23 protein-coding genes are annotated in these 26,159 nt (G+C 55.9%); 6 read left to right on the forward strand and 17 right to left on the reverse strand.

All coding sequences use genetic code 11. The features are described from left to right. Positions 1-72: 72 nt before the first annotated feature. The gene (locus tag FD37_RS06835) at positions 73-615 is read right to left on the reverse strand and encodes a dCTP deaminase/dUTPase family protein (RefSeq protein WP_056964389.1); all 543 of its coding nucleotides are present in this window, start codon (positions 613-615) and stop codon (positions 73-75) included. Between the two features lie 180 nt (positions 616-795). Here FD37_RS06835 and FD37_RS06840 point away from each other — a divergent pair, with 180 nt between their 5' ends. The 3 genes from FD37_RS06840 to FD37_RS12615 all read left to right on the forward strand — a co-directional run bounded on the left by FD37_RS06840 (position 796) and on the right by FD37_RS12615 (position 4,551). Continuing rightward, positions 796-1,107 carry a hypothetical protein gene (locus tag FD37_RS06840; protein WP_056964345.1) on the forward strand — a complete coding sequence of 104 codons (312 nt, stop codon included), beginning with the start codon at positions 796-798 and terminating at the stop codon, positions 1,105-1,107. 35 nt (positions 1,108-1,142) lie between these two features. Next, complete coding sequence (gene rpiA / locus FD37_RS06845; RefSeq protein ID WP_045806996.1) at positions 1,143-1,829, forward strand: ribose-5-phosphate isomerase RpiA; 687 nt, start codon at positions 1,143-1,145, stop codon at positions 1,827-1,829. 580 nt (positions 1,830-2,409) lie between these two features. After that, positions 2,410-4,551, forward strand: coding sequence for a MucBP domain-containing protein (locus FD37_RS12615; RefSeq protein ID WP_082605143.1), 2,142 nt, complete (start codon positions 2,410-2,412; stop codon positions 4,549-4,551). 642 nt (positions 4,552-5,193) lie between these two features. Here FD37_RS12615 and FD37_RS06850 read toward each other — a convergent pair. The 3 genes from FD37_RS06850 to FD37_RS13160 form a co-directional block, all read right to left on the reverse strand. Next, a complete protein-coding gene (locus tag FD37_RS06850; RefSeq protein ID WP_056964347.1) occupies positions 5,194-5,646 on the reverse strand; it encodes a hypothetical protein in 453 nt (150 codons plus the stop codon). A 124-nt stretch (positions 5,647-5,770) separates the two neighbouring features. Then, on the reverse strand, positions 5,771-6,694 hold the full coding sequence (locus FD37_RS06855) for a hypothetical protein (protein WP_056964349.1): 924 nt from the start codon (positions 6,692-6,694) through the stop codon (positions 5,771-5,773). A 161-nt stretch (positions 6,695-6,855) separates the two neighbouring features. Further along, the gene (locus FD37_RS13160) at positions 6,856-8,631 is read right to left on the reverse strand and encodes a DUF5776 domain-containing protein (protein WP_056964351.1); all 1,776 of its coding nucleotides are present in this window, start codon (positions 8,629-8,631) and stop codon (positions 6,856-6,858) included. Positions 8,632-9,025: 394 nt separating this feature from the next. On the opposite strand from FD37_RS13160, the gene FD37_RS06865 reads away from it, so the two are divergent. Then, on the forward strand, positions 9,026-10,360 hold the full coding sequence (locus FD37_RS06865) for a C1 family peptidase (RefSeq protein ID WP_056964353.1): 1,335 nt from the start codon (positions 9,026-9,028) through the stop codon (positions 10,358-10,360). Between the two features lie 100 nt (positions 10,361-10,460). On the opposite strand, the gene FD37_RS06870 is transcribed toward FD37_RS06865, so the two are convergent. The 7 genes from FD37_RS06870 to FD37_RS06900 all read right to left on the reverse strand — a co-directional run bounded on the left by FD37_RS06870 (position 10,461) and on the right by FD37_RS06900 (position 18,284). After that, a complete protein-coding gene (locus tag FD37_RS06870; RefSeq protein ID WP_056964391.1) occupies positions 10,461-11,690 on the reverse strand; it encodes a serine hydrolase domain-containing protein in 1,230 nt (409 codons plus the stop codon). Positions 11,691-11,807: 117 nt separating this feature from the next. Further along, entirely contained in the window at positions 11,808-12,479 is a 672-nt protein-coding gene (locus FD37_RS06875; protein WP_056964393.1) for a 2,3-bisphosphoglycerate-dependent phosphoglycerate mutase, read from the reverse strand. Positions 12,480-12,539: 60 nt separating this feature from the next. Further along, the gene (locus tag FD37_RS06880; protein WP_056964355.1) at positions 12,540-12,776 is read right to left on the reverse strand and encodes a hypothetical protein; all 237 of its coding nucleotides are present in this window, start codon (positions 12,774-12,776) and stop codon (positions 12,540-12,542) included. A 371-nt stretch (positions 12,777-13,147) separates the two neighbouring features. Continuing rightward, a complete protein-coding gene (locus FD37_RS06885; RefSeq protein WP_056964356.1) occupies positions 13,148-14,929 on the reverse strand; it encodes an ABC transporter ATP-binding protein in 1,782 nt (593 codons plus the stop codon). Beyond that, positions 14,926-16,647 carry an ABC transporter ATP-binding protein gene (locus FD37_RS06890; protein ID WP_056964358.1) on the reverse strand — a complete coding sequence of 574 codons (1,722 nt, stop codon included), beginning with the start codon at positions 16,645-16,647 and terminating at the stop codon, positions 14,926-14,928. The genes FD37_RS06885 and FD37_RS06890 overlap by 4 nt, the downstream gene beginning before the upstream one ends. Positions 16,648-16,990: 343 nt before the next feature. Next, entirely contained in the window at positions 16,991-17,278 is a 288-nt protein-coding gene (locus tag FD37_RS06895) for a hypothetical protein (protein ID WP_056964360.1), read from the reverse strand. 58 nt (positions 17,279-17,336) lie between these two features. Continuing rightward, positions 17,337-18,284, reverse strand: coding sequence for an AEC family transporter (locus FD37_RS06900; protein ID WP_056964362.1), 948 nt, complete (start codon positions 18,282-18,284; stop codon positions 17,337-17,339). 366 nt (positions 18,285-18,650) lie between these two features. Between FD37_RS06900 and FD37_RS06905 the strand changes: the two genes are divergently transcribed. Together FD37_RS06905 and FD37_RS06910 are read left to right on the forward strand one after the other, a co-directional pair. Further along, positions 18,651-19,742: an LCP family glycopolymer transferase gene (locus tag FD37_RS06905; RefSeq protein ID WP_056964363.1), complete on the forward strand. Its 1,092-nt coding sequence runs from the start codon at positions 18,651-18,653 to the stop codon at positions 19,740-19,742. A gap of 458 nt (positions 19,743-20,200) precedes the next feature. Beyond that, positions 20,201-20,857: an EAL domain-containing protein gene (locus tag FD37_RS06910; RefSeq protein ID WP_045806986.1), complete on the forward strand. Its 657-nt coding sequence runs from the start codon at positions 20,201-20,203 to the stop codon at positions 20,855-20,857. 215 nt (positions 20,858-21,072) lie between these two features. Here FD37_RS06910 and FD37_RS06915 read toward each other — a convergent pair whose 3' ends face one another. The 6 genes from FD37_RS06915 to FD37_RS06940 form a co-directional block, all read right to left on the reverse strand. Beyond that, positions 21,073-21,900, reverse strand: a complete 828-nt coding sequence (locus FD37_RS06915; RefSeq protein WP_082605144.1) for a PTS system mannose/fructose/sorbose family transporter subunit IID — start codon at positions 21,898-21,900, stop codon at positions 21,073-21,075. Positions 21,901-21,912: 12 nt separating this feature from the next. Next, positions 21,913-22,722, reverse strand: a complete 810-nt coding sequence (locus tag FD37_RS06920; RefSeq protein ID WP_225436319.1) for a mannose/fructose/sorbose family PTS transporter subunit IIC — start codon at positions 22,720-22,722, stop codon at positions 21,913-21,915. Between the two features lie 63 nt (positions 22,723-22,785). Continuing rightward, positions 22,786-23,295 carry a PTS sugar transporter subunit IIB gene (locus FD37_RS06925; RefSeq protein WP_056964366.1) on the reverse strand — a complete coding sequence of 170 codons (510 nt, stop codon included), beginning with the start codon at positions 23,293-23,295 and terminating at the stop codon, positions 22,786-22,788. After that, positions 23,292-23,711, reverse strand: coding sequence for a PTS sugar transporter subunit IIA (locus tag FD37_RS06930; protein ID WP_045806983.1), 420 nt, complete (start codon positions 23,709-23,711; stop codon positions 23,292-23,294). Before FD37_RS06930 ends, FD37_RS06925 begins: the two co-directional genes overlap by 4 nt. A gap of 88 nt (positions 23,712-23,799) precedes the next feature. Next, positions 23,800-24,411, reverse strand: coding sequence for an HAD family hydrolase (locus FD37_RS06935; protein ID WP_056964367.1), 612 nt, complete (start codon positions 24,409-24,411; stop codon positions 23,800-23,802). Between the two features lie 138 nt (positions 24,412-24,549). Next, entirely contained in the window at positions 24,550-25,980 is a 1,431-nt protein-coding gene (locus FD37_RS06940; protein WP_056964369.1) for an MATE family efflux transporter, read from the reverse strand. Positions 25,981-26,159 lie beyond the last annotated feature (179 nt).

The raw sequence follows: 26,159 nt of genomic DNA on the forward strand, positions 1-26,159 counted from the left end.
TTCTTCTACTTTATATTCTAGCATATTCCCCGGGGAATCCCCCAGTAGTCCATCATAAGCCTTTGTAAAGATTTAATGTTGGTCGGACGACCCAAAACCGCCCCGTCGTTCCTGTTGGGGCGCCTGTTCCCCATCGGCCAGGCGGAACGGTAAGAAGATCCCCTGGGCGATGCGTTGGCCTTTCTTGATGACCACGTCGTGCAAGCCCACGTTGACCAATTGGACGAAGATCTCGCCCTCGTTCTTTTCATTATTGTAATAGTCCGCGTCGATGATGCCGACCCCGTTAGGCAGAATCAGGTTGTGCTTCAGCGGGTTGCTCGACCGGTTGGCCAGCATCAGTACCTCGTCCGGTTGCATGTACGCCTTGATTCCCGTGGGAACCAGGTACGGCTTTAGGTCGTGCTGGCCCGCTTCCAATTCCGCCGTGGTCATCGGTTCGCGGTGCCGTAACCGTTTAAACGCATGCAGCACGTCGTGACGCCAGATCGACGGCAAGGTGAAGTCCTCGGCGCACTCGAAGTCGTAGCCGGCCGCCTGTTGGGTCGTGCGGTATGGCAGGTGCACCCCCTGGTCCGCGTACTTGCTGACGATTTCAAAGCCTCGTTGTTTCATCATTAGCCACTCCCTCATTGATTATTTCAGTCGGTGTTGCGTGAAAGCTCTCTTCCTAGAATAAGCATCCTCCGGTCAGATTACCAGCAAAAACCCCGTTTGGCGAAAAGGAGTTGACAAGATTGCCCTGATAGACCAGAATCAAGGGGAAGTCATTGGGCACGAAAGGAGTCTTGCGGCATGTCGCTGACCGAAGCACCCGGTCGCTTGACGATCGTCGAGAACGACCAACTATTGGCGAGTCTGCACTACCTGACGTTGGCCGACGATACCTGGGTCCTGGAACAGATCTTTGTCCGGCCCAGTCAGTCAACCGACCTAGCTGTGCAGCTGCTTAAACGTTTTACTAGTCTCGCCAATGCGGCCGCCGTACCGGTCAAGTTACTGGATCCGTACGCGAAGACCTACTTCGCGACGTACCCGGTTCTCGACCACCTGGCCGATCATCAGCTACCCGTTCGCGGGCCTGGTGCCGTGCGCCCCGTTGACTGACACGACCCTATCACAGAAAGAGGAGACAATCACCCATGGATCAAAATGCATTAAAGGCCCTCGTTGGGCAAGAAGCCGTCAAGTACGTTGAAGACGGGATGATTTTAGGAATCGGAACCGGCTCGACCGTTCGTTACATGATCGACGCCTTAGGTGAACGCGTCGCAAAGGAAGGCCTGCACATCATCGGGGTCGCCACTTCCGACCGTTCCGCCAAGCAAGCCGAATCACTGGGCATCACCATCAAGCAATTGGACGAAGTCGACCACCTCGACCTGACCATCGACGGTGCCGACGAAATCGACGACAACTTCCAAGGCATTAAGGGTGGCGGGGCCGCCCACCTCTGGGAAAAGATCGTGGCCATCAACTCCACCAAGAACATGTGGATCGTGGACGAAAGCAAGCTGGTCCACCACTTGGGCAAGTTCCCCCTGCCACTGGAAGTCATTCCGTTCGGTTCCACGCACGTCCTGGAAAAGCTCGACAAGATGGGTCTGCACCCAACCTTCCGGATGACGGAAGACGGGCAACACGTCCTGACCGACTCCAAGAACTACATCATCGACCTGCACCTGGGCCGCATCGACCACCCGCACGAACTGGCGAACACCTTAAACGGCATCGTCGGGGTCGTGGAACACGGCTTATTCTTAGACGTGGTCAACACGGTCATCGTGGGTCGCCAAGACGGTCCCGAGGTCTTGAACGCTCGCGATTAAGCCTTTTTAAATTAAAAGATGGCTCTTTATCAACCAGTGTTGATGAGAACTGATGTGAGAACTCAATTCGTTTACGAATTGAGTTCTTTTTTCGACTTTGATTTTAAATTCAATCTGGATTCGGAAAATTAAATGTTCCCAATTTTTGTAACTGTATACGGTTCGTTTGATTTGACGGTTGAAATCTTCCAGTGAGTCATTAAATGCTGGCCGGAAATCATGTCCCAACAGCTCTAACCATCGACTGATGGCCTTTTAAGATGCTGTGTTGAACGACAATACTGCTTATTATTTAATCCTCTGTTAACATCAGATCAATTGCGTGAAATTTTTATAGAACACGGATTATGCCCTAGTCTCATTTTAGGCTGTCTAAATTAATTACCCGTCAATTGATTTTTAACATCAATACGATTATTTCTTATACGATAGGACACTGGGACAGTAAGGTAACTATCACTTTTTATAACTCATCTTATACTAATATAAGTTAAATGTGTAGAACCTACTTGTTAACCATGCTAAGCTGTGGTCAATTAAGCCTGAACATCAACTAAGCTATTCCAAGGAAGGCGACCACATGTCAACTTATCATTATCCACAGTTATACTCAAACCACACCAGTTGGTGGTTCACCAGCACCGCCATCACAACCTTAATAACCCTTGGTCTCACCAGTCAGCTTGCCCATGCTGATTCACCAATCACAACACCCAATGAGTCAACCACTCAGACAACACAAATAGTTACTATACCAGATTCAACGGCAATCCACGCGCAGGTTGCATTAACGAATCCCACCACATCGCTGAACGACAATAAGCAGAATAACACTGAACCAGCATCGACCACCACTCCGACACAGTCATCAACAAAATCAACAGTCGATATGCCTACTGCACCACAACCGCATAAAAAAGCCACTACATCAACCCCCGCTGCATCTATGGCACCTAGCACCACATCAATTTCTGAATCTAAACCAACTTCAGTTACCACGTCGACCGATTACTCCTTGATAACTAAGCCAAACGTACCAGCAACGCCAACAGCAGCCACACAAAAAGGCCCAATTAATATTTGGATGCCAAATCCTAATTTACGTAAAGCCGTACTTAAAGCACTAAGGGGAATCGATTTCACGACGACTAAAAAAGTTTGGAATTCAGAAGACGATATCACACAAGATGATTTACACTTTTTAACGGATCTTAAACTTCTTGATACTTATCACTCTGGTGATTCAACCACAACAGACTTCTCATTGAAAGGCCTCCAACACGCTAAAAACCTTACCAAATTAACTTTATCCAGTGGTCTTAATGCCACTCCTGTTCACTATCACGGTAATATCTCAAGTATTGACCCACTTGCCCAACTTACCAAATTGACGTATCTCGATTTATCAATGAATAAAATCAAAGATATCAGCAAGCTTAGTGGTCTAACCCACCTCAAAACATTGTATTTAGACTATAACTACATTTCAAATTTTTCCAGTTTATCTGGTATCTACCAGCAATTAACAGATTTCAAATACGGTTCACAGTTAATTACGCTACCACTCCTGTATGTTGATAATCAAACTCATACCGCTACCCTTAAAACACCAATTGTCTTACCAGATGGCAAACGCGGTGACCTAAGCATAACTCCAGGCAAAACTATTATAGATACAGCCAACTATGATAATCCACAAGACACGTCTGAAGACATCGTTCATGCTTATTATGTCGCTGGTTCACCCTCCCCCAATACTACTGGTGGTATTGATTTTGTCGGCTTAACGAATCCAATAAAAACCACTGCCCCAATACAAGATCACACTATCATTACCTATCCGGGTTATGACCAATATTTATTGGGCGAAATTCCAACGAGTAATTCTCAAGCTCCATTATTTTACGTTATTCAACCCTACCAATTAGCCAATGAAGCCGGTAGCGTGACGACGAGTTATCAAGACGATCATGGTAGCCCACTAACTGACTCAAACGTCGACACATCGGGAATCGTTGGTAATCCATATGTAACACATGAGCTGTCTTTTCCCAATTATCACTTACATTACATTCTTGGTAATCCGATTGGCACTTATACAAACACGCCTATCACAGTTACTTATATTTACACTAAGAACGTTACGACACCCGTTATCGCACCACCAGTCGTCACTCCGACCCTCACAGGCACAGTCACCATTCACTACATCTCAGATCAGGGAACAACACTACAACCTAGTCAAACATTAACTGGAGAGACTGGGACTAGTTACACAACGAACGCGCCAAATATTGCCGGCTACGTCTTGAGCCAGCAGTCTGCCAATACCACCGGAATCTTTACTGCGACAGACCAAATCGTCACCTACATCTATGCACTAGCACCAACTTCAAGTGGCAATAGCGACAACGGAAACGACTTGACACCATCCCCAGCCGTTCTGACACCAACCCTCACCATCACCACCCCAGCTACAGGAGAAGCCGGCGCAAATAAACATCCCGGTCATGGTCAGTCTCAGCCCGTCACATCAATAGTAATAACCCATAACGCCAGTCACGTTATATCCGAAAACCCAGCCATCAAATTTCCCGCAATGTCGGTGATTCAACCAACGACTCTTCCTCAAACGGGTGAAACATCCCCATCAATCTGGGTCGCAACCCTCGGCTTGATTCTCAGTGGTCTGAGCTGGTTCACCCTCCGTCAGCATCATTAATTCCAATGTTCTACCAATAGCATCATCGCAACCAAAGGGCGCTCGCACTCATTTTTCCAATAGTGCGTGACGCCCTTTGGTTTAGCGTAATAAATCATTTAGACTCCAGGTGATCCGCGCATTGTCCTGAGCGACTGCTGCTTCAGTATAGCCAGACTGAATTAACCGCAATAGTACTTGATTGTAATGCAAAATTTCGGTAGCCCCCTGCCCCTCACTATTCCAGCGAACCAATGTCTGATAGGTTGGTCGAAAACTATTAAATAATAAAGGATAAGCCTGATTATGGGCTGCCAAGTATAGATAATAAAAGAATGCCACCGTATTACTCAGCGTATGTTATTGCATTCTCAATATTACGCCCCCGCCCCGTTCCAGCACATGTACATGACAGTTATAAAGTTTAGGGAAATGGCCCGTTTAACCTAATCAACAAAAAGCTCCGTTGAGGTCAATGTGTTGATGGAGTTGAACTTCATAAAATGTTTCCTCCTTTCGAAGCTAATTTATTAGGGCCATCAACAGGACAAGGTTTCTACTACTTTTCTAAAATAGAATTTATAATCTCGTGTTTTCTTAAATAGTATCTTGCAAAAAGAACGGCTATCCCGAAAGATTTCGGGGTAACCGTTCCTTTTTTCCTTAACGACTCAACAGATTCACCGTGGCCCCCGTCTTCGTGACGTAGGTCATGGCCGTGAGTTGGTCCTGGTTCCAGGTCGCACCCAGGGTGAAGACGGCCTGGCTGACGGCTTGCTTGCCCTGGTAGGCGATGACCTGTACCGGAATCGTGGCCGCGCCGGGCGTCTGAGTGACCGTGTACGTCACGGTCAGTTGGTGCCGCTTCTGGTGCAGCTGGTACTGGTTGCTCTGATCCTTGGTCTGGACGCTGTCGAGATGGATTCCCTGCTTGCTCAGCGTCTTATCGAGCCGTAAAACGGTCGCCAGGTCCATGCCGGACCGCTGGGCGACCCGCCGCCGTAACGCCGTCTGCTGGTTCAAGACGTGCGCGTGGGCGGTCGTGGAAGGCCAACTGCCGAGGCCGACCATGGCCAGGACGGTCGCGCCCCAGATGGCCCAATGTTGTTTGTGCATATGTATTGCCACTCCATTCTGATTTTCAGTGAATGTTCCCATCATATCAGAGTTTCGCGGCTGGTAGAAGTCCTTCCTGCCCGTCAAATGCGTGGAAGCGTGGAATGGGCCAGCGTGATTACCCTTAAGAATCGGATTCTTCCAGTGGCTGCCGGGCCGTCCACCAGGCCCGGAGCCGATGGTCAAGCAACGAGCTGCCCAGGAAAAAGGTCGCGGCCAATCCCGCGGATAGTGGCAGCAGGTGGAACATCCCCGTGGGCAGGACCAGCGCCAGCAACGGAAAGGCGTACGCCGCGGGGAGTTTCAACCGCAATCCTGCCAACAACAGGAAGACCAGGGGCAGGGCAATCAGGGTCGCCACCCACCAAGTCGGCACGGCCACGTGCACCAGGACGCCCAGCGTCGCCGACCCCGTCAGGGCCACCCACTGCTTCACCGCCATCTGCCGCGAATAGTGCGGCTTTTGCAGCACCTCAAAGAAGACCACCAGGACCGGCGGGATGCCCGCCATCTGGGGAACTCCGGCGACCCAGACCAGGCCGACCCAGACGGTGACCACCCCGGCGAACAGGCCCAGGTGGCCCACCCGGAGCGGCGCACCGGCCCGGGTCGTGCGGTAGCGGCCCTGCGCGTAGACCCCGACCATCAGGATGGCCGTGAAGAGCAGGATGGCTACCATGAAGGACCAGTGCGTGGCGTTAATGATGATGGGCAGCAGCCCGGTCGCAAAGGCCGGCGCCAGGCTCGACCGTAATTGCCACAGGAGTCCCAGCATCAGCAACAGCCCCAGCCAGACCTTCACCGGATAGGCCAGGGGCAACTGGTTGATCAGAAAGCCGATCAGCGCGGTCCCCGAGGGCGCCAGGAAAATCTTGGTCGGTTGGTGAATCCACCCGTCCATCTGGTAGATCCAGGTCCCCGCGGTCAGCGCCCCAATCTCGGGAAGGATCAGCTCCTGGTCCTGCAGGACGGTGGCACTCACCACCATCAGAAGAACCAGGGCAGCCCCCATTCCGTAGTGCCGCTTTTCTAATCGACTCAGTTGCATGTGTCCGTTCGTCTCCTCTTTTTGAAAATATCGTCCGCGTTTTCAAGAAATAGAGATTCATTGTAACACACTCATTGGAAGGTGCAAGGTCGGCGCCACCATTAAAAAAAGGAGCCCAGGACGTGGTCCCAGACTCCGCATACCCGATTCTAACGGTCAGCTTATTTCAAAATCTTTACTTGTGCCTGACTCGCGGTGATGTAGCCGCCCGCCACGCGGTACCGTAAACTGTCGGCACGACTAAAGTCGTTGCCATAAGCGTAGTCCCAGCCCAGGACCGTCAGCTTCTGACCCTTTTGGTAGTGGTGATTAGCCCGTTTCAGCGTCACGGTCGTGTACCGGTTGAGGGCCCGCTTGGTCTGCACCCGCTTCACCACCGTCTGCTTGCCACTCGTAATCAGCTTCTTGTTGGCCGTGATGTACCGACCGTTCGTCAGCTGCATCCGCGTGGTCAGGTTGTGCCGGACGATCTTCTTGACCTTCAGCACCTGCCCCTGCCGGTAATGGGCCGTCTTCTTGGTCAGGTTCTTTTGCCGGTACGCGTTCACCCCGTCCGGATTGATGACCGTCACCGTCTGGTGCTTCTTCGCGTAGTAGACCGAGGACGTGTAGGCCGCGTTGGCCGTGATGTAGCCGGTCTTCCCCGCGGTCTTGCTGTGGTGGTTCACGTCCTTCACTTGGTAGCGTAAGGCCCCGTTCTTGGCCTTGGCGTAATTCGTCACCACAAACATCGGCCGGTTCGCCCGGGATTTCTTCTGATACCACTGCTTCCGGTTCTTAGCGGAGAAGTTCTTACTACTGTAGAGTCCGACCTTCTTCGTGGCGAAAACGACGCTCCCCTTAGGAGCCACCGTCGCGCCGGCGCCGCCCGTGACCAAGTTCGCCGTCTCATCGGAAGTCCCTGGTGCCGTTGGGACCGTTGGCGTCGTTGGGGTGACGGGTAACGTTGGAACCGTTGGCGTCGTCGGGGTTTCTGGCTCCGTTGGTGTTTCCGGTTCCGTTGGCTTCCCTGGTTCCGCCGGCGTCAACGGGTTCGTCGGCGTCCCACCGCCCTTACTATCCAGGACGAAGACCGTTGGCATGACGGCCATCAGGTTAAGGGACGTCAGCCCCGTGGCCGCATCCTGGGCGACTAACCACGTGGCAGGCGATTCCAGGACCTGACGGGTCATTTCCTGCGTCTTGGCAATGTCGATCTTGTTCAGGTCGTATTTGTCGCCATCGATTCCGGAGCGAATGGCCGCTTGGTTAATGCCCGGTCCACCACCGTTGTAGGTGATTGCGGTCATCAGGTCTTGGAACGCGGCATCGTCCGTCAGCGCCAGTTCGTAACCCCGGGGATCCATTTCGATCTCCGTGCCCGCGGTGGCGTCGATCAGGGCCTTCATGTACGGGTAATCCTCCGCGTAATCCGCTCGCGTATAGGTGCCCCCGTTCAGGTACCCGTTGGCCGCCTTGGCCATCCAAGCCGTGGCTCCAGCCTGAATGACCATTCGGTCGATGACTTCCTGGTTTTTCAGGCCGCCATAGCCATCGTTCAATTCTACGGAGTAGTCGGCCACGGTCTGGTCCGCCGGGAAGGTCGTTTCCTTCATCATGTCACCGAAGGCCGTCCGGAGAATCTCCTTCGTGACGCCTTTCGGGTACTCTAACCCGTCCATGTAGGTGTCGCTGGCGAGATTATCCTGCGTCAGCGTGTTTGGTAACGGCTGATAGGCCGGATTCAGGTCGGCCGACCACTGGGTTCCGTTCCACACGTAGGTCTGTGGTAAGATCACCTCACGAATGTCGTAGGTTGTGGGGGTCTGGTCCGCCGTTTTGACCGCCGTCGTCGTCTCGGCCGCCTGAGCCACGATGGGGGTCAGCGGTGCTGAGCCCGCGACCAGTGCGAGAAGCGCCGTTGTTAGCATGATTTTTTTGATGTACGTCGTTGTCATTTTGTTGGTCACCACCAGGTTTAATATAATCGTTCACTCAATTAATAAGTTAAGTATATCATGAACCTTATTCATTTCATAGTGACATTTTAAGGCTATTTAAATAAAACAGTGCTATGTATTTTTCTGAGTCCCTAAACGCCCTCTATGACGGGCTTTTTACGCGATTAACTGGTAGAGAAATTAACCGTTAAAACCATCGAACCAGCCCCCTCCCGAACGAGCCGTTTTCTACCAGCACACGTCATCTGTCACCCTCACCTGCGGGCCCACCGGCGACCGTGCGGGGGAGCCGCCTCCCCGTTTCTGGGCCGTTTCCACGGAAACGGGGGAAACCATTCAAAAAATGAGAAAATTGGAGTACAATGATAAAATAGTGAGGAGAGTGAAGATAGTGAGTAAAGAAATCACCGCAGCCCAAACCGCTGCCTATCAACAAGCACTAACGTCCGATCCCAGTGCCCAGGTATTGGAACGCGCCGTTAGCCATCAAGGGATTTTAGCCACCGCTGCCGACTACGCATCCGATGCCGACATGACGCCAGTCTTCTCCATTGACTTGGACACTGGTAAGGTCGCTAACCAAAAGCAAAGTGGTCGTTGCTGGATGTTCGCCGCGTTAAACACCATGCGGCACCATTTAGCCGACCTGTTCAACCTGAGTAACTTCGAACTTTCTCAAAACTACACCAACTTCTGGGACAAGTTCGAAAAAGCCAACTACTTCTACGAAAACGTCTTGGCCACGGCCGACCAACCAACGTCGAGTCGGAAGGTCGCTTTCTTAATGGCGACCCCCCAACAAGACGGTGGCCAATGGGACATGCTGTGTGCCATCATCGAAAAGTACGGGATCGTGCCGAAGTCGGTCATGCCCGAAACCTACAACAGTTCCAAGTCCAGCGAATTAAACAAGACGCTGAACCTGAAGCTGCGCAAGGACGCCGTGGTCTTACGGAAGCTGGTTGCCGACAAGGCCAGTGACGACGATATCGCCGCTGCCAAGGACAAGATGCTGAAGGAAGACTACCAGATCTTGAGCTTTGCTCTGGGCGAACCCGTCTCCGAATTCGACTTCGAATACCGCGACGACGACAAGAACTACCACATCGACAAGGGCTTAACGCCGAAGAGCTTCTTCGACAAGTACGTTGGTTGGGACTTATCCGACTACGTTTCCATCATCAACGCCCCGACTGCTGACAAGCCTTACAACCACACCTACACGGTGGAAATGTTGGGCAACGTCGTGGGTGGCCGGTCCGTCAAGCACTTGAACGTGTCCATGGCGGACTTCAAGCAATTGGCCATCAAGCAACTGCAGGCGGGTCAATCCGTCTGGTTCGGTTGTGACGTGGGTCAAGAATCCGAACGTCAAAAAGGAATCATGGACCCGAACTACTACCACACCGACGACCTGTTCAACGTGGACTTCAACATGTCCAAGGCGGACAAGCTGGACTACGGCGAAAGCATGATGACGCACGCCATGGTGCTGACCGGCGTCGACCTGGTCGATGGTCAACCAACCAAGTGGAAGGTTGAAAACTCCTGGGGTGAAAAGGTCGGAACCAAGGGTTACTTCGTGATGAGTGACGCGTGGATGGACAAGTACTGCTACCAAGTCGTGGTCAACAAGCAATTCCTGCCAGACGACTTACGGAAAGTCCAAGAGACCGAAGAACCAACGGTCTTGGCCCCATGGGATCCAATGGGTGCCTTAGCCTAAGTTAAATCAAGCAACTGCAAAACGCGTGGCCGCCAGGGTCACGCGTTTTTTGCATACAAAAACGTCCGCTACGCGTTGGCAGCGGACGTTGACTCATTCATTAGTGTAAGGTCTTTTCCGTATTGATCTGGTTAAACAGCGTCATGGCATCTTGCTCCGTTGACCACTTGGGGTACATCGTGGCCTTCTTGAAGTTGTTCGACAAGAAGACGACGCCAGTCCGGCCGTCCTTGCTGATGACGAAGGTGCTTTCGTAAAAGTCGCCCATCCCGTGACCGTAGTACCCGGTCTGGCCCAGATGATACAGGCCCCCGGTGTAGTGCAGGTTCGTGGTCGCCTGATGCAGGACCTGCGCCCCGGTCGGCGTGCTCAGCAGGGTCCCTTGAATGATGGCCCGTTCGGCCCGGAAGAGGTCGCCGGCACTCATCACCGCGTTCCCCGTCGCAATCTGGGCCGCCATGTCGGCTGCCGCCGGAATGTGGGGCTGGTCGTACAGCTTCGGTTCCTGGCCGCCATACCCAATCGTCATGGTCTTGCTCGACTTCCGCAGCTGGGCAAAACTCGTGTGGTTCAGGTCGAGGGGCGTCACGATCTGCCGGTAAAACAGCTGGTAGTACGACTGGTGCGTCACCTGGTGGAGAATCCCGGCCAGCAGCACGAAGCTGATGGGCTGGTAGTCGAACTTGCCGATCTTCTGCCGATCGACCCGCACCGTTTGTTCGGCGTATTGGTAGGCCTGATTTTCGGTCAACGTGTTGGTCGGCGCCATGTTCCCGACCAAGCCCCCGGTCATGTCGAGCATTTGCCGCACCGTGACCCGGTCGCCGCCCTTGATGTGCGGGTAGTACTGGCTGAGCTTATCGGTGAGCTGGAGCTGGCCCGACTGCACGGCCCGCATCACGAGCTGCCCGGTCAGTGACTTTTGCACGGAATTGATCAGGTACTCCGAGCGCACCGTATTCTTCTTGCCCCGGGCGCGGTTTGCGTACCCGAAGGCCTTCTGGTAAACGACGTGATCGTTCTTGACGACCAGCGCCGTCCCCACGAACTTCTTGGCCTTGAGCGTCTTATTGATCTGCGCCGTCAGTACCGGCGTCTTAGTCCCCTTGTGGCGTTTATCGAACGTGGTCTTCTTCTTGGCACGTTCCGCCTTGCTCTGCGCGGCGTCCTTGGCCAACGCCTTGCGCGTCGTCGTGACGTGCTGTTGGTTGGTCGCCGCCACTTCCTTCTGGTCGTTGGCGTCGATGCGGTGCATCCCGTAGACCACGCCGCCAATCCCCAAGATAACCAGCAATAGCACCATCCAGTGCTTGAGATTTCGTGTATTCAATTCACTTTCCCCCATCTGAAACAACCTACTCTTACTTCCAGATTATACAAAAAAGTCGGGTAAAAACAATCATTTCCCCCGATTGTTTGTCCCAACTTAAGGTTATTATAAAAACTGTTATAAAACGGTCTTTCGCAGCACGGTCAAGCGGTCATCGAAGTCGTAGCGAATGGGCTCGCCGTTGGCCACCTCGACCTGGCTGATGTCGGCGTCTGGCACCCGGTCCAGGTACTTGATCAGCGCCCGCAACGTGCTCCCGTGGGCGACAATCAGCTGGTTCTGTCCCGCCAACAACCGCGGCGCCACCTGGTCTTCCCAGTAGGGCATCAACCGGTGGTAGGCCATCTCGAGGCTCTCCCCCCGTGGCTCTAAATGCCGGCTGAAGCGGTCGTAACGCCGGTCCTGGTCTACGTGGTCCAGTAGCGGGGGCACCACGGCAAAGCTCCGCCGCCAGGTCTTGACCTGTTCCGCGCCAAACTCTTGCCGGACCTGGTCCTTGTTATGACCCCGCAACGCACCGTAATGCCGTTCATTCAAACGCCAGGACTTGTACTCGGGAATGTAGAGCTGGTCGATCCCCTCCAGAACCAGGTTGGCCGTGACGATGGCCCGCTGCAGCATCGACGTGTGCAACGCGCCGAACTGCAGGCCGGTCTGGGCGATCAGCTGACTGGCCGCCCGGGCCTGTTCGCGGCCCTTCGGCGTCAGCGGCACGTCGCTCCATCCCGTAAAAATGTTGTCCCGATTGGCGACACTCTCACCGTGTCGTAGAATCACCAGCGTTGCCATCAACATCCTCCCTTTCTCTTATGCATCCACTGCCCATGATACCATAGCTGGCGCGGGAAGCTAAGCCATCATGTTCGTTTTTTCACGACAAATTAACTGGCCGGTGTTGACCGTAATGGCCGCTCCACAGGCCTGAACCTTGCGGCGCTGGTCATGACTGCCCGCTTCGCGCCGGCGAGCAAGCTGGTCGTGGTGGGCACGATTCTGAAGCTCCGCAAAGTACGCGGATCTCCAGAACTCGGCCTTGATGTAAGCTGGCCAAAACCAGCCAGCTAACATCAATTTCACGACGGTCATCAAGTCGCCTCTGCTGCGCTCACCTAGCTAATAACCACTACAACCGAAGCATCCTTTCAACCAATAAGCTCATCTTCACCAGCAATCAAAGAAAATGAAACAAAAAGTAGTTAGTAAGCGTGAACGAGGATTTGTCTGGCGGAACCCGCTACCTTTCAGCACTAAAGTCAGAGAACCCAAAAGGGTCTGGAATTCTCATCCAGGCCCTTCATTTCATGAGCGGTTGTTTTTCATTAAATCCGCGTTCTGCTAGCCTACCAGAAGACGGTGTTCGAGTAACGGACCCGGAAAAATACCGGCATCACGCTGCGGTGGTGGTTAAAGTAAACTGGCGGGACACCCCACCCGATTCAAGATTGCTTCCGCTCACGCTATTCAAAGACCATCTGGTTGCGGTACAGCTCGGCGTAGAAGCCGTTTTCGGCCAGTAACGCCTGGTGATTGCCCTGCTCGATGATCTGGCCGTCCTTGAGCACCACGATCTTGTCGGCGTTCAGGATGGTCTTCAACCGGTGCGCGATTACAAAGCTGGTCCGACCCTGGATGACGTTGTCCATCGCGGCCTGAATCCGGGCCTCGGTCACCGTATCCACGTTGGACGTGGCCTCGTCCAGGATCAACAGCCGCGGGTTCGTCAGAATCGTCCGGGCGATCGACATCAGTTGCTTTTGCCCGGCGGAGAAGACGCTCTGCTCATCGGATACCCGGGTGTCATACCCGTCCGGCAGGCCGACGATGAAGTCGTGAATGTTGGCCTGCTTGGCCGCAGCGATAACCCGGTCCATCCCCGCCTGCGGGTCGCCGTAACGAATGTTATCGGCGATGGTGCCGGTGAAGAGCTGCGGTTCCTGAAGGACGATGCCGACGTTTTCCCGGAGCGAATCCAGGTCAAACTTGCGGAGGTCCGTCCCATCAATGGTGATGGTCCCCTGATCCACGTCGTAGAAGCGGTTCATCAGGTTCATCACCGTGGTCTTCCCCGACCCGGTCGGCCCGACCAGCGCGACCATCTCGCCCCGGTGGACGTTAATGGTCACGCCGTGCAGGATCTCCTTCCCCGGCAGGTAACTGAAACGCACGTCGTCGATCTTGAGGCCGTCCTGAATAGCGGTCAGTTCCTGCCCGTTGACGGGTTTCACTTCCTCAGGCTGTTGCCGGACCTCGTCGACCCGCCGTGCCCCGGTGATGGCCAGCTGAATCATCCCGTACAGACTGGTCAGCGACATGATGGGCTGGTAGTACTGTTGCGCGTAGTTCACGAAGACCACGACCAGCGCCAGCGCGGCCCCGGTCGACAGGCTGCCGTTCAGGGCGTACCAGGACCCGAAGAAGATGACGATGGCGGTGTTCAGCAGCGACATCCCCTGCATCAACGGGTTCAAGATCCCCGACCAGATCTGCCCGGTCAGCGACGACTGGCGCACCTTAGCGTTGTAGCCGGCAAAGCCCTTGAGCGAATCCTGTTGGAGCCCGTTGGTGATCAGGACCTTTTGGCCGGTAATCTGTTCGTTGATGTACCCGTTCAGCCGACCGATGTCGTCCTGCTGTTGGTTCACGGCCCCGCTGGCCTTGTGCATCACGACCCCCGCGACAATCAGGGCGATTGGCGTCGAGGCCATGGTGATCCAGGCCATGGTGGGACTCTGGGGAAACATCACCAGCAGTAAGCCGACAAATTGGGCGACCGACAGCAAGATTTCCAGCAACGCCTGGTTCATGGCGTTGAAGATGTTATCCAGGTCGGACGTGAAGCGCGCCAGGATGTCGCCGTCCCGGTGGGTGTCAAAGTACTGGACCCGCATCCGTTGAAGCTTGCGGAACAGGCCGACCCGCATAGTCCCCGTCGAATAGGCGGTGACCCGGGCCAGAATCAGGCTGGCGATAAAGATGGAACTGGCATCCCCCAGGTACAGCAGGATGTAGGTGATCAGCGTGTGGTGAAAGCTCCCCAGGCTGGCCTGCCCCCGCGTGGCGGGACTGCCCCACTGTTGCAGGTAGGTGGTCAGTTGCTCGACGGCGCGCCCCAGATAGGTCGGGGCCACCACGATGCACCAGGTGGAAAAGGCGATTAACAGGATACTGACGATGAAGCCGCGCCAGTACCGTTTGAGATAGTGCCAGTAGTACTTGCCAACGTTGCCTAAATCGTTCATTCCGGCACCTCCTCACGCGCTTTTTGTGTGCGATAAATGGCTTGATAGATGGCGTTATGGGCGACCAACTCCGAGTGGGTCCCCACCCCCGCCACTTGGCCGTGGTCGAGGACCAGGATCTGGTCGGCGTTAATGATCGACGAGATCTTTTCGGCGATCACGACGGTGGTGGTCCCCTTCAGGTCCCGGTTCAGGGCCTCCTGAACCAGCTTTTCGGACCGGGCGTCGAGGGCCGAGGTCGCATCATCGAGGATCAGGATCTTCGGGTGGGCGATCACGCCCCGGGTGATGGCCAGCCGTTGTTGCTGGCCCCCGGAGAAGTTCTGCGAGCGCTCTTCGACCGGCGCATCATAGGTCTGCGGGAGCCGTTCGATGAACTCCGAGGCCTGCGCGATGTTCGCGGCCCACTGCATGTGCGACGGGCTGGCGTCCGGTTCGACCTGACGCAGGTTGCCGGAGATGGTCCCGGAGAACAGCGTCGAGCGTTGCAAAACGTACGCCACCGTGGCGCGCAACGCCTTTTCGGGCAGCTGCCGCACGTCAACGCCACCGACCGTGATCGTCCCGCTATCGGGATCGTAGAGGCGGGCAATCAGCTGGGCCAGCGTGGTCTTGCCGGAGCCGGTCGCCCCGACGATGCCCAGCATGTGCCCGGCCGACAGCGTGAAGCTGACGTCCTTAAGCGTCGGGTGGTCGTCACCCGGGTAGGTAAAGGTCACGTGATTGAACGTCACGTCGCCCGGAACCGGTGCCGCGTCCCCCGCGACGTAGGTCATGCTGGGACGCTTATCCAGTACTTCGCCGATTCGGCCTAGCGAAATGAAGGCCCGGGACGCGAAGGTCATCAAGAACCCGCCGTTGATCACGGCGAAGAGGATCTGCATCAGGTATGAGATAAAACTGGTGATGGCCGCTAAGTAGGCCGGGTGCGTCGTGATGTTTTGCCCCACGATGTAGACCGCCGTTCCCACGGCCAGGTTCGCCGTCAGAAAGAAGGCCGGCATCAGGATGGCGAACCAGTACCCAATCTTGGCCGTCACGGCCGTCAAGGCATCCGACGCCTGGGAGAACTTTCCGATTTCGTGGGTCTCCTGGACGAACGACTTGACGACCCGGATACCCATCAGGTTTTCCCGGGCGACCGTGTTGACGTTTTCGATGTCCTGTTGGGTCTGGGCGAAGTAGGTCGTCATCCGCCGGACCGCCAAGCCGCTGACGGCGAGGATAATCACCATCATCAGTAGGATGACCCACCACTGCTGCGGCATCGTAATCAGCGCCAGAATCAGCGCCCCGATGAACAGCAACGGAATCCGGGTGATCTGTTGGAATCCGGCCATGACGATCTGTTGGACTTGGTTAATATCGTTGGTCATCCGCACGACCAGGTTGGACGTCGAGAATTCCTCGACGTCGGCGTAGGCCAGTGACTGCACGTGCGCGTAAAGGTCGGCCCGTAAATCGGTCGCCACGCCCAACGCGACGCGCGCGGAATAGATGGTGTTGACGACCCCGCCAATAATGCCGAGGACCGCCAGTCCCAGCAGGTAGAGGCCCTGTTGGAACACGGTCTGTTGGTCATTTTTAATGATGGCTTCCATCACGACCTGCAGCAACCGCGGTTGCCAGAGGGTCGCGAAGACCAGCACGATGACCGATAGGAGCGCTAACCAGACATCTCGACGGTAGCGATGAAAATAAGGCATAAGTACCTTCATAAACTGATGTCCTTCCTTGAAACGTGATGGGCAAGTGGTGCGCCGCGTGAGATGGACGCGATTGCCTTCTGTCACAGATTATACACGTTTTCTCATCATTTTATCATCTTAATGTTTCAGGGTCCCCTTGATTTCAAAAACTAAGGTCACCCCTGAACCGTTCCCTACCGACTAGAAGCCGCGACTCACCGGCAAACCGGGCCGGCACGGGATTACCCAGAATGCTAAAAAGGCGTCAGAACCATTGTCGGTTCTGACACCCATTTTAGCGTGCTAGTTATTCAGAAAACGGTCGCGGCAGTGCCGGGTGTTTTCCGGCATGAACGCGGTGCGTCTTTCCTGGTTAATCTTGTGGAAAGCGGTCGTTGCGACCCATGGCCCGGCGCAGGCCCTCAATCAGCCAAAAGACCAGGACCAATAGGCCCCAACCGGCCAGCCCCGCTGCCAGGTAGACCCCCGTCAGCGTCAGCTTATCGGAACTCTGCCACCACAGCGCCAACAGCCCCTGATACGACCGGTGGCCGATCAGGTGTGCCAGCAGACTCAGCGGTAAAAAGGCCACATCCACGACCACCCCAATCAGCAGCCAGTCGGTGGCGTGATGCACCGCGCGTAATAACGTCGTTTTCACTCGTCAAACCTCCCCATTATCCTGGTTGAAGCACCGCTGGTTTCAGTCCCCCATCCGCTTAGGCCACGTGCTGGACGATGACCATTAGGATCGGGATGACCACCAGACTCAGCAAGGTGGTCTCGGTCACCATGATGGCCGCGTAGTCCGCGTCCGCTCCGTAGAGCTTCGAGACCACCGGTGCGTTGGTCATGACCGGCATCGCCGCTTGCAGGATGAAGACTTGCTTCATTAATAGCGGCATCCCCGTCGACAAGACCAGGCAGCCCATCAGGACCGGCGCGATGATGAACCGCCCCAGAAGAATTCCCAGACTGTCGCGGTCAAAGCGGATATTTTGCAGGCCCGCTCCGGCGATCGCCGTCCCGATAAAGATCATCGACAGCGGAATCGTCAGCCCGCCCACGTAGGAGAAGTCCTGCATGATCCAATTGGGTAATTGAATGTCCAGCAGGACCAGGACGACCCCGACCATGAAGCCTAGCAGCGGCGGCGAGAAGATCTTTTTTAACGTGGTTTTCAGGTCAAACTTCGAATCCCCCTGGCCGTCCCGCTGGATCAGGTATACCCCGAGCGTCCAGAAGAAGGTGGTGTTGGCCATGTAGTAGACCAAGACGAACGGGAGGCTCTTGGGCCCGAACAGCGCCTCGTTCACGGGCAGCCCCACGAACACGGTGTTGGAGTTCAGAAACATCGACTCGAACAGCCCCCGGTGCTTCGGGTTGATCCGAAACAGGTGGAAGGCCAGAATCGACAGCCCAAACATAATCAGCATCGACACCACGGGGAACCGCAGATCCGGCAACGTTTTCTTTAACGTCTCCGCCGAGAACTTCGCCGTGATGGTACTGATCATATAGGCCGGTAACGCAATCTGCGTGACCAGCCGCGCAATTAATTTGGGTGCCTGATCATCGAACCAGCCACGCCGGGAGAGCACGTAGCCCAACCCGATCATGACCAGAATAATCAAAACCCCCGAGACACTTCGAACAAATACGGCCATAGGCGGCCCTCCTCGTTAATCGTAAGAAAAAATTAGAGTTTCTTAATCACCACAAATTATTATAGCATGGCTTCCATTTTTAGCTAAAAAGCAAGCGGTTACAAACACCATTCTGTCGCCTTTCGCCCAACCTTGACAGCTGATAAACGCCCGTTCGACGGGCTTTATCCTTCCATTACCCTGTCAGTCATCTCACTGCTCAAAGCATTTACGAATGAGTAAATCTATGGTCTAATAAATGAATTGAGGCAACAGTTTGATTTCAGGGGTTTGTTTAAATTCCCGTTCCGGACCCGCGTGGCCTTTCATCCACTCCGGTTCCGTTTTATAATGGGAAAAGATTTTGACGAAGATGAGGAAAATAATATGCCAAACGATAATCGCAACACCCGGCAACGGTCACCGGAAGACTTCGAACAGGTCTATGACCGTCGTGCTGACCGCAACTCACACTTTAAACATCCGGAGGTCCACCCTCACCGCCCATTATTATGGGTCATTGTAGCGGTGCTCCTCGTCTTCTTGGGTGGGGGGCTCGCCTATGGCTATCACGCCTGGACGTCCGCTAAGAAGACCTTTGACCAGACCTACCAGGCGTCCAACGCCTCCAAGAGCCGGAACGTCTCGGCCGTCTTGAAGGCCAACAAACCGTTCTCCGTCCTGTTACTGGGGACCGACACCGGGGCGCTGGGCCGCTCCGACGTGGGCCGGACCGATACCATGATGGTCGCCACCATTAATCCGAAGACCGAAACGGCCTATCTGACCAGTATCCCGCGGGACACCCGGGTCACGGTCGGTTCCGGCGTGAACGCCTCCGTCCAGAAGATCAACGCCGCCTATACCATTGGCGGCCCCAGTGGCGCCGTCAAGACGGTCGAGAACCTCTTGGACGTGCCCATCGACTTCTACGCCATCGTCAACATGGGGGGCCTGGAAAAGATGGTCGACGCCGTGGGCGGGGTCGACGTGGTCCCACCACTGACGTTCAAGTACGCCCAAGCCGACGTCAAGAAGGGCGTCAAGATCCACCTGAACGGGAAGCAGGCGCTGTCCTACTCCCGGATGCGCTACGACGATCCACTGGGCGACTACGGACGGCAGAAGCGGCAACGGCAAGTGCTCCAGAAGCTGGTCGTTAAGGCCGCGGGCTTATCGTCGATCACCCGTTACCAACAGATCTTAACGTCCCTCAAGGGGAACCTGAAGACCGACCTGAGCTTTGATGACCTGATGCAGATTCGGGCCAAGTACGGGGACGCCTCCCACCACATCAAGTTCGAAACCCTGCAAGGTCAGGACGCCATGATCGATGGGATCTCCTACCAGATTGCCACGAACTCAGAACTCAAGAAGGTCTCGAACCACATTCGTAAGACCCTGGGCTTGGCGAACACCACCAAGTTCACCACGGATGCTTTGAATTCCAGTCAAGATACCACGAATACGGGCTACTAAGCCCCCATCAGCGTCACCGACCCCCGCGGCCGGTGGCGCTTTTTTGATACAAGAGTGGGACAAAAGGCGATTAGCTGACGGTGTTAAGCGGAACCAGCTGCCTTTTGGCGCACGTTTCAGCACCAGAAGTTTGAAGACTCAAAGTGCCTGAGAAGTTTGTCCCAAACGCTTCTTTGATTCACCCCCATTCTAGCGCGTCCACCGGTCAAGACAATCAGCCGTCCTTGTCAGCTGGTTTCTGGGCCGTTCACCGAAAAAACGGGCTGCCTCGAGCATTTTTCCTAACCCCAGCGGCAGAAAGCGGATACCGTTAATTAGCTCACCGTCAAATGGTCCGACTTCGTGCGGTTTATAACTTAAACCACACGCCACACTGAACGGTATATGGCGTTGTATAATTTTAGAATTGTGCTAAGGTAAGGGTGATAAGATTGCCAACTTAAAGGAAGTGAACCGCAATGCCTAAATACCGTTTCTTTGTCCAGCCCCAAATCGATCAGCACGATCATCAGGTGATTGGTTACGAGGCGCTCTTACGTCAACAACAGCGGGACCAGTCCTGGTCCCTCCCCCGTTCCTTCACCGCGATTTCGGTGGCCGACCAAATCAAACTCTTGGAAGAAACTGCGGCGACCCTCAATGTTGCGGCAACCCAGCAGACCCTGGCCTTCAACCTGAACAATCGCCAGCTTCGCGACCCCTTCACCCTGGGGGCCATCTTAGTCTTCAAGAAACAGCTGGCCCAGGTGGCCCTGTCCATCGAACTGACCGAGGCCCCGAGCCTGGAAGAGTTGATCCTCTTCAGCACGGTCCTGCACCAATACGACATCAAGGTGATCATCGATGACGTGGGGACCGGGTCGAACACCTACCCGAACATCCAGCACCTGTTGCCGTACGTGGACGCTATCAAGTTCGCCATGCAGAACCTGCGGGCCACGCACAACGCCGACCAGATTCCCCACGAGCTGGCCTTCTGGTCCAACATCGCCAAGACCTACCGGTTAGGGCTGGTCCTTGAAGGCGTCGAGAACGCCGCGGATCAAGCACTGGCTAAAAAGTACGGCATCACCATCCATCAGGGCTACCTCTACGGCAAACCCAGTCTGGTATAAGCTTTTACGTTGCCATCAGCGGTAGCTACCGTTTGATTCGCTTTCACAGTCCAGGCCTTCGAAGTTCGGCCTGGACGCCATCTATCTTGCTCAAACCGTTTATCAAAAATTCCATCACAAAAAGGGTTCTTCCCGGTACAGTCATGACGGCTGACCGGGAAGAACCCTTTTTGATGGACCCGATTTCTTATTATTAGGTTTTATGAGTCATTACCTTATTGAAAAATTCCCAGCCAGGTGCCCACCAGGCTGATCACCAGGACCCCGACTAATAGCCACAGGGGTTTGACGTGGTGGCGCAAGAGCCAGACACACCCGAGGGTCAGCACCAGCGGCAATAAGCCCGGCACCAGCTGATCCAGCAACTTCTGCAGCGCGTAGTCGGTGTGGGCGCTGGTGGTCAGCGTGGCCTTCAGCTGAACACGGGTCCACCGCGGGACCAGGGCGCCCATGACGAACATCCCCACGATGGACGCCCCCAGCGTCAGCTTCTGCAGGATGCCGCTACTCAGGTAATCGATCACGTTGAGCCCCTGCCGGTAGCCCCAGCGTTGGGCCCACCAGCGAAAGGTCAGCCGGGCCACGTTCCAGCCCAGGAAGAAGACCAGTGGGCCGCCGATGCCGAAGCCACTCAGGGCCAGGCTCGCGGCGAAGGCACTTAAGATGGGCCGCCAAGTCCCCCACCAGACGGGGTCGGCCACCCCAGCCAACGAGCCCATCATCCCGACCTTCATCGCGTTGATGTCGGCCGCCGAGACGGCCGCCCCGTTAGCGTGCTGCTCCTCTAACGACAGGGTCACGCCGGTAATCAGCGATTGCATGTAGGGCATGGTGTTAAAGGACGTCAGGTGCCGGGTCGCCGCCGCGGCTTGCTGGTCGCGGGTCGCGTACAGCCGCTGAATCGCCGGGATCATGACGTAGCAGAACCCCAAATTTTGCAAGCGCGGGTAGTTCCACGCCGCCTGTTCCAACCCAGAACGCCCAAAGATTTTCAATTGGTCCCCGAGCGTCAGTTCTCCGGGGTGTCGCGTGGTTGCGCTCATGCCCATTCCTCCTTATAAATCATCGAGTTCTCGGTCCAGGTCGTCCTCATCGTCCGCCGATGAGCCGCCCCCCTGCTGGTCGTGAGGGCCAGAGCCGTGCGTCGGCCAGACGTAGACGTACACGCAGGCCAGCGCCACGCCGATCATCCCCAGGGCGATCAGGCTGAGGTGCTGGTCCGTGGCCAGGGCAAAGCCCAGGAAGAAAAACGGCCACAGCTGGCGGCTGGCCATCATGTTGATCACGATGGCGAAGCTGACCACCACCAGCATGCCCGCGGCGACCCGCAGACCGCCCTGAACGGACGTAGGCAACGCCTGATACGCGTGCTGCAGCCAAGCGGCCGGGATCAACAGCAAAAGCGCCGTGGGAATCACGACCCGAATACCCTGCAAGGCCGCGCTGTAGAGGTGCAACCGACTGATGCGGTGCAGATCCCCCTGCGCGGCGGCGACGTCGGCCTGGGCGACCAGTGGCACGATCAACTGCCGCAAGAGCCGGGTCAGCGCCTGACCGACCCAGGCCAGCGGCAACGCCAAAATCACCCCGGCCGCGACGGGCAGGTGGGCCGGGCCGCTGATCCACCAAGCGGCGACGACCGCCGCCAACGCCGGGTCGGGCGCCACGGCGGTCCCGATGTTCATCCACCCCAGCGTGACCAGTTGGAGCGAGGCCCCTAACGCCACGCCGCTGAGCGGATGCCCGACGGCGAGGCCGACCAGCGTACAGGCAATGATCGGCTGGTGAAACTCCCATTCGTCGACGACACCTTCCACGCCGGCCAGAAAGGCGATCACCAGGACCGCCAAGATACTCATGTTCATGGTGCCACCTCCTTTTCTGCCACAAAAATACCCCGCCCGGCACGAACCAGGTGAGGCAACTTGCTAGGCTGGCATTAAGCCTTTTTTCTGTGCTAACGTTAAAAAGTCCTGCTGACGGTCGGTCGGGACCGTCTGGGCGTAAACCGCCACGCCGGCTTGCGCCAGTTGTTGGGCGGCCGTCACGTCGGCTTCATCGGCCGCGACGCTCGGCGTCAACATGGTCTTGTGGACCGTGTAGGCCAGGTTGCCCACGTCCACCCCAATCTCGCTCAGGTCGATGCCCTGGGCGACCAATTGGGCCATTTCCCCCAACGTTTCCGTCAAGATCAGCGGTTTGAACTGATCGAACCGGACGTCGCGGTAAATCTGCACCATCTTGGCCACGGTAATCACGTTGGCCTTGACCTCCGCCGGGGCCGCCTGCATGATCAACGTTTTACGTAACTTGTCGTGAGCGACCGTGTCGGAAACGACCAGGATGCGATTGGGCCGAATTGCCTTGGTCCACACCGTCGCTACCTGCCCGTGTAATAAGCGGCTATCGACCCGTGCCAGTTGAATGGCCATTGTCATAGTAAATCGTCATCTCCCGTATCCGTTTGAAGGTCCAAGTGGCGAATGCCCCCCTGCGCCGTGCGCTCGATGTGCGGCACGACCTCGGCGAGGGGCTGTTGCTGCTGCGCCAGGGCCTCAATCAGCATTGGCAGGTTCAGTCCCGCCACCAGCGCGTACCGGTCGGCGTGCTCGGCGACCACGCGGCTGGCCGCGTTGAACGGCGAGCCGCCCCACAGGTCCACTAAGAAGAGCAATTCGTCGACGGGTCCCATCGCCTGAATCGCCTGATGGTACTGGCGTACGAGCTCCTCGACGCTTTCGTCGGCCGCCAGCGTCACCGCCGTGACCCGCTCGGCTTTGCCGAAGATCATCTCGGCACTCTGTAGAATTCCGCGGGCGAACTCCCCGTGGCTGGTTACGATTATGCCCAGCATCCTGCCACCCCTTCATGGTTTACTCTAAATTTTAGTCTGAATTCAATATAGCACAAAAAAGCGGTTCCAGCTACCGCCCAGTGGATTTTCACAACAATTTTAGCATGGCCTGCGGGGTCAGGAAGCTGACGTCCGGGGTCAGGTCCCGGGGCCGCTTGCCGTTCCAGGCCGCAAAACCGAAGGACACCTTGGCCGCGTGGGCCGCCTGCTGGTCGTACAGGGTGTCGCCCACGTAGACCGTCGCTCCGGCCTGCGCTCCCAAGCGCTGCATCGCCAGTAAGATGCCGTCCGGGGCCGGTTTGCCGTGGGCCACGTCTTCGGCCACGACTTTCTGGTCAAAGTAGGCGTCGAGGCCCAGGCTGACCACGTCCCGGTCGTACTCGAACTGGCGCTTCGAGGTCATCACGGCCAGGTGTGCGCCCCGCGCCCGCAGCTGCGTCAGGGCGTCCGTGACCCCGGCGTAAATGGCGACCGTGTCCCGGTAGTCCTGCGTCCGCGGCCCCCACAGCTCTAAGACCTTGGGCCAGTCGGGCACCTTGAGCCGCAACAGTGCATCCTTGCTGGGAATGCCGAAGGTCGTGGCCAACTCGGCATAGGAATACTCCAGCCCCCGTTCGTGTAGGATGGCCTGCAGCGACTTCATGTACATGGCTTCCGTGTCCAACAGGGTGCCATCAATATCAAAAACAAAGTTTTTCATGAATTCTACTCCTCAATCAGGTCGCCTGGTGTCGTTTGCCAGTGACCGTGTGTCTCTCCGAATACAGGGTGCCACAACGGGCGCCAAAAAAAGAGCCCGGAAACGTTCTCCGGACTCTAGTTTACCATGTTTTAACGGTTACGACTCAGGTTGCGGTTCCACCGCCAGCTCCGCCTCAGCGGCCGCTGCCGGCGTCCCGGATTGGTGGTTATTCTGATCATTCAGCACGTCTTCCGACCGCTGCAGGTTCCGCAGCTGACGGACGGCCCGAATCCAGGATGGCACCAGGATCGCACAGGACCCCAGCCAAGCCAGTGGTTCGGCGGACACGGCACCGGCGTACCCGAAGGCCCCGACCATGAACAGCGCCGCAAAGACCCGCATGGTCAGTTCCCCGACCCCGGCCAGCGTCGGTAAGACCCGCCGACCCAGGCCCTGCAGGGTGTTCCGGATGATGAACAGCACACTCAGCAACAGGTAGGTGCTACCGATGATGTTGAAGTAGGTCTGTGACAGCTGAATCACGTGTTCGTCGGCGGTCCCGATGATCAACGTCACGATAGGCCGACCGAAGAAAATGACCAGGCTCCCCGCCAAGACGGCGAAGGTACCAGACAGCCAGAGGGTCTTCTTGACCCCTTCCAGGATTCGGCCGTACTTGGACGCCCCGAAGTTTTGCGCGGCGAACGTCGCCATGGTGACCCCGAACGAGGACATCGGCAGTGAACAGAGTTGGTCGACCTTAGAAGCCGCCGTCGAGGCCGCCACGGAGTCGGTCCCTAACGAGTTTAAGGCCGCTTGCATGACCATGGTCCCGATGGCAATGATCGACAGTTGAAAGCCCATCGGCATCCCCGTCGAGAAGTGGTCCCAGAGTTCCTTGAAATCGATCTTAAAGTCGTCCTTGGAAATGTGCAGCAGCGGAATCGACCGACCGATGTACCAGACACACAGTAAGGAGGCCACGACCTGCGAGATCACGGTCGCCCACCCGGCACCGGCGACACCCATGTGGAAGACCAGGATGAACAGTAATTCGAGGATGACGTTGACCACGGTCCCGATAACCAGGAAGATCAACGGCGTCCGGGAATCCCCGAGGGCCCGGATGATGTTGGATAACAGGTTGAAGGCCATCGAGGCGAAGATTCCGGCAAAGATCACGCTGATGAAGGTCCGCGCGTTGTCAAAGATCGACGCGGGCGTTTGCATCAGTTTCAAGATGGGATCCACGAAGGACAACGCCAAAACGGTCAACACGATGGTCATCAGAATCGAGATGACGATGCTCGCGGCGAACGACCGGCGAACCCCCTTGAAATCCCCGGCACCGTAACGCGTCGCGGTGATGATGGCGAGGCCGGCGGTGAGTCCTTGAGCGAACCCGATGATCAAAAAGTTAATGGACCCCGTGGCACCCACGGCGGCGAGGGCCTTGACCCCCAGCGTCTGCCCGACGACCACAGTATCTGAAACGTTATATAATTGCTGGAATAAGTTACCAATTAAAAGTGGAATAGTAAAAAAGAAAATGAGTTTCAGGGGACTGCCCTTGGTTAAGTCGTTCATCGAGATGCCGACCTCCTTATTAGATTTTTGCCGTGCCGGTAACGGACACAGGGTGACTACTATACTGGGTTCTTCCCGGTTTGTCAGGGAATTAGCTCACCGATTTTGCGTCCCACCCCTTGGCGGTTTAAGTACTTATATTACGCCTATAAAATATCTTTGAAAAGGTCAAATTCGGC

Source organism: Levilactobacillus spicheri DSM 15429 (assembly GCF_001435095.1).
Taxonomy (GTDB): Bacteria; Bacillota; Bacilli; order Lactobacillales; family Lactobacillaceae; genus Levilactobacillus; species Levilactobacillus spicheri.

Bases quoted from the DNA above. Each gene is read 5' to 3' on its own strand.
- FD37_RS06840 (WP_056964345.1), top strand. From the start codon at position 796: ATGTCGCTGACCGAAGCACCCGGTCGCTTGACGATCGTCGAGAACGAC.
- FD37_RS06890 (WP_056964358.1), bottom strand. From the start codon at position 16,647: ATGAAGGTACTTATGCCTTATTTTCATCGCTACCGTCGAGATGTCTGG.
- FD37_RS06850 (WP_056964347.1), bottom strand. From the start codon at position 5,646: ATGCACAAACAACATTGGGCCATCTGGGGCGCGACCGTCCTGGCCATG.
- FD37_RS06935 (WP_056964367.1), bottom strand. From the start codon at position 24,411: ATGAAAAACTTTGTTTTTGATATTGATGGCACCCTGTTGGACACGGAA.
- FD37_RS06855 (WP_056964349.1), bottom strand. From the start codon at position 6,694: ATGCAACTGAGTCGATTAGAAAAGCGGCACTACGGAATGGGGGCTGCC.
- FD37_RS06925 (WP_056964366.1), bottom strand. From the start codon at position 23,295: ATGACAATGGCCATTCAACTGGCACGGGTCGATAGCCGCTTATTACAC.
- FD37_RS06875 (WP_056964393.1), bottom strand. From the start codon at position 12,479: ATGGCAACGCTGGTGATTCTACGACACGGTGAGAGTGTCGCCAATCGG.
- FD37_RS06905 (WP_056964363.1), top strand. From the start codon at position 18,651: ATGCCAAACGATAATCGCAACACCCGGCAACGGTCACCGGAAGACTTC.
- FD37_RS06915 (WP_082605144.1), bottom strand. From the start codon at position 21,900: ATGAGCGCAACCACGCGACACCCCGGAGAACTGACGCTCGGGGACCAA.
- FD37_RS13160 (WP_056964351.1), bottom strand. From the start codon at position 8,631: ATGACAACGACGTACATCAAAAAAATCATGCTAACAACGGCGCTTCTC.
- FD37_RS12615 (WP_082605143.1), top strand. From the start codon at position 2,410: ATGTCAACTTATCATTATCCACAGTTATACTCAAACCACACCAGTTGG.
- FD37_RS06920 (WP_225436319.1), bottom strand. From the start codon at position 22,722: ATGAACATGAGTATCTTGGCGGTCCTGGTGATCGCCTTTCTGGCCGGC.
- FD37_RS06880 (WP_056964355.1), bottom strand. From the start codon at position 12,776: ATGACCGTCGTGAAATTGATGTTAGCTGGCTGGTTTTGGCCAGCTTAC.
- FD37_RS06900 (WP_056964362.1), bottom strand. From the start codon at position 18,284: ATGGCCGTATTTGTTCGAAGTGTCTCGGGGGTTTTGATTATTCTGGTC.
- FD37_RS06930 (WP_045806983.1), bottom strand. From the start codon at position 23,711: ATGCTGGGCATAATCGTAACCAGCCACGGGGAGTTCGCCCGCGGAATT.
- FD37_RS06910 (WP_045806986.1), top strand. From the start codon at position 20,201: ATGCCTAAATACCGTTTCTTTGTCCAGCCCCAAATCGATCAGCACGAT.
- rpiA (WP_045806996.1), top strand. From the start codon at position 1,143: ATGGATCAAAATGCATTAAAGGCCCTCGTTGGGCAAGAAGCCGTCAAG.
- FD37_RS06940 (WP_056964369.1), bottom strand. From the start codon at position 25,980: ATGAACGACTTAACCAAGGGCAGTCCCCTGAAACTCATTTTCTTTTTT.
- FD37_RS06885 (WP_056964356.1), bottom strand. From the start codon at position 14,929: ATGAACGATTTAGGCAACGTTGGCAAGTACTACTGGCACTATCTCAAA.
- FD37_RS06835 (WP_056964389.1), bottom strand. From the start codon at position 615: ATGAAACAACGAGGCTTTGAAATCGTCAGCAAGTACGCGGACCAGGGG.